Below are 13,117 nucleotides of genomic sequence, written 5' to 3'. Positions count from 1 at the left end.
TATTGGCATGGGCACACTAAGCGTCAAGATCCGCGAGGCGCAAGCAAGTTCGATTCGACGATCGTCCTATGGCGCGGACGTCGCGTGCGTCACTCCGGGTTGCCCGTCGAGACCTCGAACGTGAACGTCGGCGGGTTCTCCGGATCGAAGTCCGTACGGGCCTCGGGCGTCTGCCGCATGATCATGCCCTGGCCGTACGTGTTCTCGTTGATGTCGACCTTCTTGTACTTCCACTCGGCCGCGTCGAGGCACGCGACGACCGACGGCCAGTACTTGAACGTCAGGTCCGGCATCTGCACCTGATCGGGGTCTCGGTACGACTCCCGCGGCTCGGTGCACTCGGTCGTCTCGACGGTCTTGGAGCTGTCGCCCTCCCGGTACCCGGCGGCCTTCGTCACCGACTCCGAGGCCGTCGCGCCGCCGCTGCCGCCCGCGTTGTCGTCGTCGGTGCCGCCGCCGTTCAGCGTCAGGGCCACGATCAGGCCGACCACCGCGGCGACGGACACGACCACCGAGCCGATGATCACCGGCCGGTTGTTCTTGCCGCCACCCGACGTGGTCTGCGGCTGGGGCGACATGGTGTACGGCGGCGGGGTCGAGTGGCCCGGCTGCGGGGAGTACGCCGCCTGCTGCGGTGTCGGGTAGCCGGGCTGCTGCGGATAGCCGTACGCCGGCGAAGGCATCGACGGCGGCGGGGTGCTGTACGGGTTCGAGGTCTGGGGCTGCTGGTACGGCGTCTGGACGGGGGCCGACGGCGGGGGCGCCTGGCCGACCGGCGGGAACACCGAGGCGCCGACGCCCTGGCCGCTCTGCGTCTGCGCGCCCGGCACGATGCTCGGCGGGGCCGGCTGGAAGGACGCGGCCACCCGCAGGCACTCGTCGCGCATGGACTCGGCGCTGGGGAAGCGCTCGTTCGGGTTCTTCTTCAGCGCGCGGGCGACCAGCGCGTCCACGGCCGGAGGCAGCGCGCGGTTGATCGAGGACGGAGCCACCGGCTCCTCCTGCACATGCGCGTACGCGATGGCCAGCGGCGAGTCCGCGTCGAACGGGAGCCGCCCGGTGACCAGTTGGAACAGCATGATGCCGACCGAGTACAGATCGGAGCGGGCGTCCACGGACCGGCCCAGCGCCTGTTCCGGCGAGAGGTACTGCGGGGTGCCGACGACCATGCCGGTCTGTGTCATCGACGTCACGCCGGACTGCATGGCGCGCGCGATGCCGAAGTCCATGACCTTGACGACACCGCGCTTGTTCATCATCACGTTGCCCGGCTTGATGTCGCGGTGGACCAGCCCCATCTCATGGCTGATCTCCAGCGCCGCCAGCACATCCGCGGTGATCTTCAGCGCCTTGTCGGCGGGTACCGCGCCGAACTGCCGCACGTCCTCGTCGAACACCGAGCTGAGCGGGCGGCCCTCGATGTACTCCATGACGATGTACGGCGTCGTCATGCCGTCGACATCGTCCTCGCCGGTGTCGAAGACCGAGACGATATTGGTGTGCGTGAGCTTCGCCACGGCCTGGGCCTCGCGGCGGAAGCGCTCCCGGAACGCCTGCTCGCGGCCCAGCTCTGTGTGGAGCGTCTTGACCGCGACCTGCCGGTCGAGCACGGAGTCGTACGCGAGGTGCACCGACGCCATGCCGCCCGTGCCGAGCAAGTCGCGCAGCTGATAGCGGCCACCGGCCAGCGCCCGCCCCGCGTACCGGCCCTGTGCGCCGTCCTGGCTCATGTTCTGCGTCCCCCATCGGCGCCGACGGCCGGAAGTCGGTGATCCAGTGTCCTGTTCCCGGCCCAAGTCTGCCCCGCGGCACTGACAGGTCAAGCGCGGTGCCCGTTCCGTGACCGTACGCGAAAGAAGCGTCGCGGAAGCGTTACAGCGGCCGTACTGCCGGTACACGGAATTTGCACGACACCGTGGAGTACGGGTTTGATGGCCGGTCCGTCTCGTTCCGGTCCGGGCGCCCGTACCGGACCGGAGGCTTGCGCGGAGGCTGTAGCGTGGCCGACGGAGACCGTAACAACACCGCGCGCACCGCGGGCAGAAACGACGGCGAGGACTGATGGCACAGCAGCAGCGCGCTCAGGGCCCGTCCGACCCCGAGGCGACTGGCGGCGGTATGTCAGATGCGCCGGAGATGTGGGGTAATGGCGGGCTGGTCGGCGATGGCCGGTATCGGCTCACCCACAGACTCGGCCGGGGCGGTATGGCCGAGGTGTTCGCGGCCGAGGACGTGCGCCTGGGCCGCACGGTGGCGGTGAAGCTGCTCCGCTCCGATCTCGCCGAGGACCCGGTCTCCAAGGCCCGCTTCACACGCGAGGCCCAGTCGGTGGCCGGGCTCAACCACCACGCGATCGTCGCCGTGTACGACTCCGGCGAGGACTTCGTGGGCGGCCAGTCGGTGCCGTACATCGTGATGGAGATCGTCGAGGGCCGCACCATCCGCGACCTCCTGATCAACGCCGAGGCGCCCGGGCCCGAGCAGGCACTGATCATCGTCTCCGGCGTCCTGGAGGCGCTCGCCTACTCGCACCAGCACGGCATCGTCCACCGCGACATCAAGCCCGCGAACGTCATCATCACGCACAGCGGCGCCGTGAAGGTGATGGACTTCGGCATCGCCCGCGCGCTGCACGGCGCGTCCACGACGATGACGCAGACCGGCATGGTCATGGGCACACCGCAGTACCTCTCCCCGGAGCAGGCGCTCGGCAAGGCCGTCGACCACCGCTCCGACCTGTACGCGGTGGGCTGCCTGCTCTACGAACTCCTCGCGCTGCGGCCCCCGTTCACCGGCGAGACGCCGCTGTCAGTCGTCTACCAGCACGTCCAGGACATCCCGACGCCGCCGTCCGAGGCCTCCGACGCCTGCCCGCCGGAGCTCGACGGCCTTGTCATGCGCTCGCTGGCCAAGGAGCCGGACGACCGGTTCCAGACGGCCGAGGAGATGCGCGGGCTCGTCCAGTACGGCCTGCAGATGCTGTACGACCAGGGCGGCCACACCGGCACCTGGAACACCGGCCCGGTCACCGCGCACGACGGCCGGCAGACCCCGGCCGCCGGCTTCGCCGGCACCACCGTGATGCAGCACCACAGTGACGGCTCCAGCACCTCGCAGATCCCGCAGCAGATCCTGCCGTCCGGATACGGCGGCGGGGACGACGGCGGCTTCGAGGGGAACGGCAACAAGGGCAGCGGTCGCGGCAAGCTGTGGATCCTCGCCGTCCTCGCGGTGATCGCCATCGCCGCGGGCGTCGCGCTGGCGCTCAACGGCGGTGACGGGAACGGTGGCGGCGGTGGTGGTGGCAAAGTGTCGCCGACCACCTCGCAGACCACCGAGGACCAGAAGGCCAGCGAGACGCCCAGCGACGAGGCGAGCAACGAGCCGACCGACACGGAGACGGACAGCGACTCGGACACGAGCGGCGGTTCGAACTACACGCCGTCGTACGAGCCTTCCTACACGCCGTCGCAGACGACCTCTTCGGAGCCGTCCTTCACGCCGTCCGACGAGCCGACCTCGTCGGAGGAGCCGACGCCGTCCTTCACGCCGTCCGACGAGCCGACGGACCCGGAGACGCAGCCGACGGACACCGGTGACGGCGGCGTCAGCGCGGGCGGCGGGACCGAGAACTGACCGGCACGCCGGAAGACAGCGTTCACGCGCGCGTACGGCCCGGAAACGGGCTGCACGCGCGCGTGCTGCTTTGCGGCGGAGGCCAGGACGTCAGCCGCCGAATGCCTCGCACACCGCGTCGTACTCCCGTGTCCACCACACGGCGAGGGCCGAGGCGGCCGGGAACTGGGGATCCGCGCGCGTATCGCCCCGCTCGTAGTGCCAGCGCAGCATCCAGAAGTCGTTGAGACGCTCCCACCACACGCGGTGCACAGCCGCCGCGAGCTGGGAGGGCGTGGCGCCGGCCGTGCGCCGGTAGGCGCGCGCGTACGCCCGCACCTTGGGCAGGTCGAGGGTGCCGACGGGACGGACGAAGAAGATCGCGGCGGCTCGTACGGCCTCTTCCGCGCGGGGCTGTACGCCGAGCCTGTCCCAGTCGACGATCGCGGCGGGCGCGTCCCCCTGGTAGAGCAGGTTGAACGGGTGGAAATCGCCGTGCACCCAGCCGACGGAACCTCCGCGCCGCGGGCGCCGGTCCGCATGCCGCTCCAGGAGCACGCGCCGCTCCCGCAGTCGGTGCCGGGCCAGCTCGTCGAAGGAGTCGGCGGGGCGGTGGCGGCGTACGCGGGCGAGCAGGTCGTCGATGAGGGCGAAGGTGTCGGTGGGGTCGGCGCTGCGAAGAGGCTCCGCACGTCCCCGCCGCTGCGCCGGCATCACACGCTCCAAGCTGGCGTGCACCACCCCTAACAGCGCCCCCAGCCGTCCGCACTGCTCCGCGCTGAGCTGGCCGCCGTGCCGGTGCCGTCCCTCGATCCACGGGTGCAGGGCGTACGCGTGGCCGCCGACCACCGCCACCGTCCGCCCGTCGCGCGCGGCGACGGGCGGTGCCACCGGGACGCCGAGGTCGGCGAGGCGCTGGGTGGCGCGGTGCCGGCGTTCGATCGCGGTCGGGTCGGCGGTCTCGGGGTCGAAATGGTGCTTGAGGAAGTACCGGCCGCGGGTCGTGCGCAGCCGGTAACCGCGGTTGAGGAGCCCCTCGTCGACGGGTTCACAGGCGACGGCGGAACCGGCGGCGTACTGGCGGAGCAGGCCGCCCAGCGGGGGCGCGTGGGGCACGAGAGGTGGTACACAGGGGCGCGGCACGCGCCAGATGCTAGGGCACCCGCCGAGCCTGCGAGCTGGGCGTTGTCACAGCACGTCGTCAGCGGTCGCTTTTGGTCACAGGACGTCCTCGAAGCGGCGTTCCGGGCTCCGCCTGCGTCCGCGCCACATACACGGCGGAACACAAACCCTTCCAGTGACCTGGGTCGGCGGGATAACGTGCCGTTGCTCCGGCCTCCTGCAAGGCTGTGACCAGTACCCCTTCGGGCTCTTCCCGATTTACTTGGAAATCCAAGCAAAATCGCAGGTCAAAGGGGGTTTCACAGAAATGTGGAGCACTGGGTAACGTGATGGTTGCAGGGCGCTCGCCGGGGCACCTGTCACGCCTGTTCCGGCCGAGTGGCACCCACCCCGTGCACGGGTGTCGGACCAGGTGAGCCGCACTGGTCAACCCGGCAACCCCGGGGGCCGGACCGACGGAGGAGCACACGTGACCGTGGAGAGCACTGCCGCGCGCAAGCCGCGACGCAGCGCCGGGACCAAGAAGTCCCCGAGCAGCAAGCCCGAGCAGGTTCAACTGCTGACGCCCGAGGGCAAGCGCGTCAAGAACGCCGAATACGACCCGTACGTCGCCGATGTCACCCCCGAAGAGCTGCGCGGCCTGTACCGCGACATGGTGCTCACCCGCCGCTTCGACGCCGAGGCCACTTCCCTGCAGCGCCAGGGCGAGCTGGGCCTGTGGGCCTCGCTCCTCGGCCAGGAGGCCGCCCAGATCGGCTCCGGCCGGGCCACCCGCGAGGACGACTACGTCTTCCCGACCTACCGCGAGCACGGCGTCGCCTGGTGCCGCGGCGTCGACCCGGCCAACCTCCTCGGCATGTTCCGCGGCGTGAACAACGGCGGCTGGGACCCCAACAGCAACAACTTCCAGCTCTACACGATCGTCATCGGCTCGCAGACGCTGCACGCGACCGGCTACGCGATGGGCGTGGCCAAGGACGGCGCGGACAGCGCGGTCATCGCCTACTTCGGCGACGGCGCCAGCAGCCAGGGCGACGTGGCCGAGTCCTTCACCTTCTCCGCGGTCTACAACGCGCCGGTGGTCTTCTTCTGCCAGAACAACCAGTGGGCGATCTCCGAGCCGACCGAGAAGCAGACCCGCGTGCCGCTCTACCAGCGCGCACAGGGCTACGGCTTCCCGGGCGTCCGCGTCGACGGCAACGACGTACTGGCCTGTCTGGCCGTGACGAAATGGGCGCTGGAGCGGGCCCGCAGCGGCGAGGGCCCGACGCTCATCGAGGCGTACACGTACCGCATGGGCGCCCACACCACCTCCGACGACCCGACCCGCTACCGGGGCGACGAGGAGCGGCTGTCCTGGGAGGCGAAGGACCCGATCGCCCGACTCCGCGCCTATCTCGAGGCCTCAAACCACGCGGACGAGGGATTCTTCGCGGAACTTGAAGCGGAGAGCGAAGCGTTGGGCAGGCGAGTGCGTGAGGCGGTCCGTGCCATGCCGGACCCGGACCACTTCGCCATCTTCGAGAACGTGTACGCGGACGGGCATGCGCTCGTCGACGAGGAGCGAGCCCAGTTCGCCGCCTACCAGGCGTCGTTCACGGACGGAGAGGGGGCCTGATCATGGCAGCGGAAAAGTTGGCTCTGGCCAAGGCGATCAACGAGTCGCTGCGGCGCGCTCTGGAGTCCGACCCCAAGGTCCTGATCATGGGCGAGGACGTCGGCAAGCTCGGCGGAGTCTTCCGGGTGACGGACGGCCTGCAGAAGGACTTCGGCGAGAGCCGGGTCATCGACACCCCGCTCGCCGAGTCCGGCATCGTCGGCACGGCGATCGGCTTGGCCCTGCGCGGCTACCGTCCGGTCGTGGAGATCCAGTTCGACGGCTTCGTCTTCCCGGCGTACGACCAGATCGTCACCCAGCTCGCCAAGATGCACGCGCGCGCGTTGGGCAAGGTCAAGCTCCCGGTCGTCGTCCGCATCCCGTACGGCGGCGGGATCGGCGCGGTGGAACACCACTCGGAGTCCCCCGAGGCCCTGTTCGCCCATGTGGCGGGCCTGAAGATCGTCAGCCCGTCGAACGCCTCGGACGCGTTCTGGATGATGCAGCAGGCCATCCAGAGCGACGACCCGGTGATCTTCTTCGAGCCCAAGCGGCGGTACTGGGACAAGAGCGAGGTCAACACCGAAGCGATCCCCGGCCCGCTGCACAAGGCGCGCGTGGTGCGCGAGGGCACGGATCTGACGCTTGCCGCGTACGGCCCGATGGTGAAGCTCTGCCAGGAGGTCGCCGATGCGGCGGCCGAGGAGGGCAAGAATCTCGAGATCCTCGACCTGCGCTCGGTGTCTCCGCTGGACTTCGACTCCATCCAGACGTCGGTCGAGAAGACCCGCCGCCTGGTCGTCGTCCACGAGGCGCCGGTGTTCTTCGGCTCGGGCGCCGAGATCGCCGCCCGGATCACGGAGCGCTGCTTCTACCACCTGGAAGCCCCGGTGCTCAGGGTCGGCGGCTACCACGCCCCGTATCCGCCGGCCCGCCTGGAGGAGGAGTACCTGCCGGGCCTGGACCGGGTGCTCGACGCCGTCGACCGCGCCCTGGCGTACTGAGGAGAGGGTCGTGACGACGATGACTGAAGCGTCCGTACGCGAGTTCAAAATGCCCGACGTGGGCGAGGGGCTCACCGAGGCCGAGATCCTCAAGTGGTACGTGCGGCCCGGCGACACGGTGACGGACGGCCAGGTGGTCTGCGAGGTCGAGACGGCCAAGGCCGCGGTCGAGCTCCCCATCCCGTACGACGGCGTGGTCCGCGAACTCCACTTCCCCGAGGGCACCACGGTGGACGTGGGCACGTCGATCATCGCGGTGGACGTGGCGGGCGGGGCAGCACCGTCGGAGGCGGCGCCGGTCGCGCCACCCCCCGCGGAGGAACCCAAGCCGCAGGGCTCGGGCCGCACGCCGGTGCTGGTGGGCTACGGAGTCGCCACGTCCTCGACCAAGCGCCGCCCCCGCAAGGGCCCGGAGGTCCCGGTCCAGGCGGCGTCGGCGGCGATCCAGACAGAGCTGAACGGACACGGGACACCCGCCCCGCCGCCTGCGGCTCCGGCCCCTACGGCTCCTTCATCCGCAACTCCTCAGGACCGTCCACTGGCGAAGCCGCCGGTGCGCAAGCTGGCGAAGGACCTGGGCGTGGACCTGGCCACGGTCACCCCCTCCGGCCCGGACGGCATCATCACGCGCGAGGACGTCCACGCGGCGGTGGCCCAGCCGAAGGCTCCGGAGGAGGCGCCCTCGCCCGCTCCGGTGATCACCCCTCCCCTCACGCCGACATACGACACGTCCCGCGAGACCCGTATCCCCGTCAAGGGCGTCCGCAAGGCGACGGCGGCGGCGATGGTCGCCTCGGCGTTCACGGCGCCGCATGTCACGGAGTTCGTCACGGTCGACGTGACCCGCACGATCAAGCTCGTCGAGGAGCTCAAGCAGGACAAGGAGATGGAGGGCCTGCGGGTCAACCCGCTCCTCCTGATCGCCAAGGCCCTGCTGGTCGCGATCAAGCGTCACCCGGAAGTGAACGCGTCCTGGGACGAGGCGGCCCAGGAGATCGTCCAGAAGCACTACGTCAACCTGGGCATCGCCGCGGCCACCCCCCGCGGCCTGATCGTCCCGAACATCAAGGACGCACAGGACAAGACGCTTCCCCAACTGGCCGAGGCACTGGGCGAGTTGGTATCGACGGCGAGGGAAGGCAAGACCTCCCCCGCCGCGATGCAGGGCGGCACAGTGACCATCACCAACGTCGGCGTCTTCGGCGTCGACACCGGCACGCCGATCCTCAACCCCGGCGAGTCCGCGATCCTCGCCGTCGGCGCGATCAAACTCCAGCCGTGGGTCCACAAGGGCAAGGTCAAGCCACGCCAGGTGACGACGCTTGCGCTCAGCTTCGATCACCGGTTGGTGGACGGTGAGTTGGGCTCGAAGGTGCTGGCCGATGTGGCGGCGATCCTTGAGCAGCCCAAGAGGCTGATTACTTGGGCGTGACAGGGTGACAGGGTGACAGCAAAGGCCCACCGCTCATTCGCGGTGGGCCTCTGTTGTGCCGGGCGGGTCAGTCCTGCTGTGCGCCCGAGGGAAGCGTGCGCAGCTGCATCGTGCTCGCCGTGCTGGTGCCGAAGGCGTAGTCCATCAGCTTGGCTGCGTCCGTGAAGCGGTAGGCGTCGTTGAGAAGTACGCCGACGACCGTCTTGCCGTCGCGGGTGCCGGCGAAGACCAGGCAGGGGCCGGCCGGGGTGTTGGTGCCGGTCTTCACGCCGGTCGCGCCGCTGTAGGAGCCCAGCAGCTTGTTGGTGTTGTACCAGGTGTACGTGCGGGTGCCGCCGGTGCTCGTCGTGGCGTACTGCACGGTCTTCGTCTTCTTCACGATGCCGGAGAACGTCGAGAAGGTCATCGCGCTGCGCGTGAGCCTGGCCAGGTCACGCGGCGACGTGTAGTTCGTGTTCTGCGTGGAGTTGCCGTCGAACGTGTCGAAGTGCGTGTTGGTGAGGTTGAGGGCCTCGGCCTTCTTGTTCATCTTGGCGATGAAGTTCTTGGTGCGGGCCGAGACCGTGGTGCCGGTGCCGAAGGTGTCCGCGAGGGCCATCGCGGCGTCGCAGCCGGACGGCAGCATCATCGCGTGCAGCAACTGGCGGATGGTGACCTTGTCGCCGGTCTTCAGGTCCGCGGTGCTCGCGCCCTTGGCGGTGACGTAGTCGCGGTAGGACTGCTTGATGGTGATCTTGCGGTCGAGGTTGAGGTCGGCGGTGCTCAGCACGACCCGGGCCGTCATGATCTTCGTCGTGCTCGCCATGGGCCGCTTGGTGTCGGCGTACTTGCTGTAGAGCGTGGAGCCCGTCGCGCTGTTGAGCATGAACGCGCCCTTGGCGCTGACCGTGGGCGCGGTCGCCGCCTGTGCGGGCGCAGTCAGGGCGCCGCCCGCCAGCAACGCGCCGGTGGTGACGACGACGGCTGCGGCTCTGCGGACTCGTGCACCCTTGATGCCGGTTATCACTATGAACGCTCCGAATGTGCGAAATGCCGGGTGGGCATCTGCCAAGTCGTGGGGGAGGCGCTCAGGAGACTCGCAAGGTGCGTCAAGGGATGCACGAGGGGCGCGAGTTGTGGGATAAGTCACTGGGCGGACACAGAAAGGGGGCGGCCGCTGTCGAGCGGCCGCCCCCTTCTCCGAAGGTGCCCGGCGTCAGCTGATGCGTGCGTAGCCGTAGTTGATGAGCTTCTTCACGTCCGTCGTGCGGTTGGCCTCCGAGGAGGCGGTGAGGACGGCGCCGACGACCGTCTCGCCGTTCTTCGTCGCGGAGAAGACGAGGCAGTACTTGGCCTCGGTGCCGGAGCCGGTCTTGATACCGAGCGTGCCGTTCCAGCCGAGCAGGGTGTTCGTGTTCTTCCAGGCTGCCATCGTGCGGGTGGAGCCGGTCTTGGTGATGGTTTTCGCCGTGTACGACTTGGACTTCACGACGCCCCGGAACATGGACGTCTTCATCGCGCTGCGGGCGAGCTTCGTCAGGTCCTTCGGCGTCGAGTAGTTCGAGCCGCGGCTTATGCCGTCGAACGAGTCGAAGTGCGTGTTCGCCATGCCCAGGGTCCTGGCCATGGTGTTCATCTTGCCGATGAAGTTCTTGGTGCGGGCCGAGACCGTCGAGCCCGAACCGAACTTGTCGGCGAGAGCCATCGCGGCGTCGCAGCCGGACGGCAGCATCATCCCGAACAGCAGCTGACGGACCGTGACCTTGTCACCGACGATCAGCCGGGCCGACGAGGCGCCGTTGGAGACGATGTAGTCGCTGTACGCCTTCTTGATCGTGACCTTGGCGTTCAGGTCCAGATTCGACTGCGAGAGCACGACCTTCGCGGTCATGATCTTCGTGGTCGAGGCGGTGAGCCGCTTGGTGTCGGGCGACTTGGAGAAGAGCGTCGCGCCGGTGGCGCCGTTCATCAGGAATCCGCCCTTGGCGGTGATGGTGGGCGTCGTCGCGGCCTGCGCCGGTGCCGCGGTGAAGGCTCCGGTGGCGAGCATCGCGCCCGCCGTGACGGCGACGGCAGCGGCTCTGCGGACACGGATGCCCTTGGTGGCAGTTATCAACTGATATACCCCGAATACGTCGAATGCCCCTGAGGAGCGGCCGAGTTGAATGGCGAAGCACGCAGGCCGCGTACGTGTGACATGTAACTAGCACAGAAGGTTGTGCGGTGTGCGGGGCGGGATCTCGGCGCGTCCGCATGCTGGAATGAGCGGCCGCATGCGTACGTGTTGTATCTAAGCTGTGGGCATGCCCTCAGCCCCGCCCGCACCCGTCAAGCAGCCACCTGCCGCCGAGCGCGTCTACGCCCACGTCAAGCAGGGCGTCCTGGAACGGCGTTACGAGGGCGGCATCCTCCTCACCGAGGGTGAACTCGCCGAGGCTGTAGGGGTTTCCCGCACTCCGGTGCGCGAGGCGCTGCTCCGCCTGGAGGTCGAGGGGCTGATCAAGCTCTACCCGAAGAAGGGTGCGCTGGTCCTGCCCGTCTCCGCGCAGGAGATCGCGGACGTGGTGGAGACCCGGTTGCTGGTCGAGGAGCACGCCGCGCGGAAGGCCGTACCGGCGAGTCCGCGGTTGATCACCCGGCTGGAGGAACTGCTCGCCGAGCAGAAGGCGCACGCCGCCGCCGGCGACCTCGCCGCGGCGGCCGTCACCGACCGCTGCTTCCACGCCGAGATCGTCCGCAGCGGCGGCAACGCGATCCTCTCCCGGCTCTACGACCAACTCCGCGACCGGCAACTGCGCATGGGCGTCGCCGTGATGCACTCCCACCCCGACCGGATCGCCAAGACCCTCGCCGAGCATGAGGAGATCCTTGAGGCGCTGCGCGCCGGGGACGCGCAGGCGGCCGTCGATGTCGTCCACCGGCACGTCGGCTGGTTCTCGCACCTCGCGCGGGGTGAGGTCCGATGAGCGCCGTCGCCCTCCCCGGCGACCCGCCCGGCGGCCGCAAGGCCATCGCCGTCTGGGGCATCGGCGTCTCCGTCTACTTCGTCGCCGTCATCTTCCGTACGTCGCTGGGGGTCGCCGGCCTCGACGCGGTCGAGCGGTTCGACGTGGGCGCCTCCGCGCTGTCCACCTTCTCGATCCTCCAGCTCCTGGTGTACGCGGGCATGCAGATACCCGTGGGCCTGCTGGTCGACCGGCTCGGCACGAAGAAGGTGCTGACCATCGGCGTGGTCCTCTTCACGGTCGGCCAACTCGGCTTCGCGTTCTCACCGTCGTACGGCATGGCCCTCGCCTCCCGGGCGCTGCTCGGCTGCGGTGACGCGATGACGTTCATCAGCGTGCTGCGGCTCGGGAGCCGCTGGTTCCCGGCGCGGCGCGGGCCGATGGTGGCACAGCTCGCCGGGCTGGCCGGCATGGCGGGCAACCTCGTCTCGACGCTGGTGCTCGCGCGGCTGCTGCACGGCGTGGGCTGGACCACGGCCTTCGCGGGAACCGCGCTAGCAGGCGTGGTCGTGCTGGTGCTGCTCCTGCTGTTCCTGAAGGACCACCCCGAGGGGCACGAGCCCGAGCCCTTCCCGCATCAGGGAGCCGCGTACGTACGACGGCAGATCGCCGCCTCGTGGCGCGAGCCGGGGACACGGCTGGGGCTGTGGGTGCACTTCACCACCCAGTTCCCGGCGATGGTGTTCCTGCTGCTGTGGGGGCTGCCGTTCCTGGTCGAGGCGCAGGGGCTGTCGCGGGCGACCGCCGGGGAACTGCTGACGCTCGTCGTGCTGTCGAACATGCTCGTGGGTCTGGTGTACGGCCAGGTCGTCGCCCGGCATCACGCGGCGCGGCTGCCGCTCGCGCTGGGGACCGTCGGTGCGACCGCGCTGATGTGGGCGGCCGTGCTGGCGTATCCCGGGGAGCACGCGCCGATGTGGCTGCTGCTGACGCTGTGCGCGGTGCTCGGAGCGTGCGGCCCCGCCTCGATGCTCGGGTTCGACTTCGCCCGGCCGGCGAATCCGCCGGAGCGGCAGGGCACGGCGTCCGGGATCACCAACATGGGCGGCTTCGTCGCCTCGATGACCACGCTGTTCGCGGTCGGGGTGCTGCTCGATGCGACCGGGGACGACTACACGGTGGCGTTCTCGTCGGTGTTCGTGCTCCAGGCGCTGGGCGTGAGCCAGATTCTGCGGTTGCGGAAGCGGGCGGCCCGGCGGGAGAGGGAGCGGCTGGTGGCGAGCCGAGTGGAGACGGTGCATGTGCCGGCGTGACGGTTCACCACAGCTGACCTTTGCGGCTGAGGTGTTGCTCTGTCATAGGGGTGTGACAACGGTGTCGTGAGGCGGGGACGGGCGTGACCTGAGGGGCTGTCGGGCCCTCA

At 69.4% G+C, this 13,117-nt stretch carries 10 protein-coding genes; 6 read left to right on the top strand and 4 right to left on the bottom strand.

The window, feature by feature from the left end; translation table 11 throughout:
• Positions 1-89: 89 nt before the first annotated feature.
• Positions 90-1,730, bottom strand: a complete 1,641-nt coding sequence (locus tag AB0I98_RS26050; RefSeq protein ID WP_362945684.1) for a protein kinase — start codon at positions 1,728-1,730, stop codon at positions 90-92.
• Positions 1,731-2,061: 331 nt separating this feature from the next.
• On the opposite strand from AB0I98_RS26050, the gene AB0I98_RS26045 reads away from it, so the two are divergent.
• Complete coding sequence (locus AB0I98_RS26045) at positions 2,062-3,636, top strand: protein kinase (RefSeq protein ID WP_362945681.1); 1,575 nt, start codon at positions 2,062-2,064, stop codon at positions 3,634-3,636.
• 90 nt (positions 3,637-3,726) lie between these two features.
• Here AB0I98_RS26045 and AB0I98_RS26040 read toward each other — a convergent pair whose 3' ends face one another.
• The gene (locus tag AB0I98_RS26040) at positions 3,727-4,731 is read right to left on the bottom strand and encodes a phosphotransferase (RefSeq protein WP_362945679.1); all 1,005 of its coding nucleotides are present in this window, start codon (positions 4,729-4,731) and stop codon (positions 3,727-3,729) included.
• Between the two features lie 475 nt (positions 4,732-5,206).
• On the opposite strand from AB0I98_RS26040, the gene pdhA reads away from it, so the two are divergent.
• The 3 genes from pdhA to AB0I98_RS26025 are packed head-to-tail and all read left to right on the top strand — an operon-like array spanning position 5,207 to position 8,770.
• Positions 5,207-6,355: a pyruvate dehydrogenase (acetyl-transferring) E1 component subunit alpha gene (gene pdhA, locus AB0I98_RS26035; RefSeq protein WP_362945676.1), complete on the top strand. Its 1,149-nt coding sequence runs from the start codon at positions 5,207-5,209 to the stop codon at positions 6,353-6,355.
• Between the two features lie 2 nt (positions 6,356-6,357).
• Complete coding sequence (locus tag AB0I98_RS26030) at positions 6,358-7,338, top strand: alpha-ketoacid dehydrogenase subunit beta (RefSeq protein ID WP_362945673.1); 981 nt, start codon at positions 6,358-6,360, stop codon at positions 7,336-7,338.
• A gap of 10 nt (positions 7,339-7,348) precedes the next feature.
• A complete protein-coding gene (locus AB0I98_RS26025) occupies positions 7,349-8,770 on the top strand; it encodes a dihydrolipoamide acetyltransferase family protein (RefSeq protein WP_362945671.1) in 1,422 nt (473 codons plus the stop codon).
• A 67-nt stretch (positions 8,771-8,837) separates the two neighbouring features.
• Here the strand turns inward: AB0I98_RS26025 and AB0I98_RS26020 are convergent, their stop codons facing one another.
• A complete protein-coding gene (locus tag AB0I98_RS26020; RefSeq protein ID WP_362945668.1) occupies positions 8,838-9,776 on the bottom strand; it encodes a serine hydrolase in 939 nt (312 codons plus the stop codon).
• Between the two features lie 189 nt (positions 9,777-9,965).
• Entirely contained in the window at positions 9,966-10,865 is a 900-nt protein-coding gene (locus AB0I98_RS26015; protein WP_362945665.1) for a D-alanyl-D-alanine carboxypeptidase, read from the bottom strand.
• Positions 10,866-11,052: 187 nt separating this feature from the next.
• Here AB0I98_RS26015 and AB0I98_RS26010 point away from each other — a divergent pair, with 187 nt between their 5' ends.
• Together AB0I98_RS26010 and AB0I98_RS26005 are read left to right on the top strand one after the other, a co-directional pair.
• Positions 11,053-11,715 carry a GntR family transcriptional regulator gene (locus AB0I98_RS26010; RefSeq protein WP_362945662.1) on the top strand — a complete coding sequence of 221 codons (663 nt, stop codon included), beginning with the start codon at positions 11,053-11,055 and terminating at the stop codon, positions 11,713-11,715.
• Positions 11,712-13,007, top strand: coding sequence for an MFS transporter (locus AB0I98_RS26005; RefSeq protein WP_362945659.1), 1,296 nt, complete (start codon positions 11,712-11,714; stop codon positions 13,005-13,007). Before AB0I98_RS26010 ends, AB0I98_RS26005 begins: the two co-directional genes overlap by 4 nt.
• The last annotated feature ends 110 nt before the right edge of the window (positions 13,008-13,117 follow it).

This window comes from Streptomyces sp. NPDC050211 (assembly GCF_040656035.1).
Taxonomy (GTDB): domain Bacteria; phylum Actinomycetota; class Actinomycetes; order Streptomycetales; family Streptomycetaceae; genus Streptomyces.
This window is presented reverse-complemented; position numbering and strand designations above follow the sequence as displayed.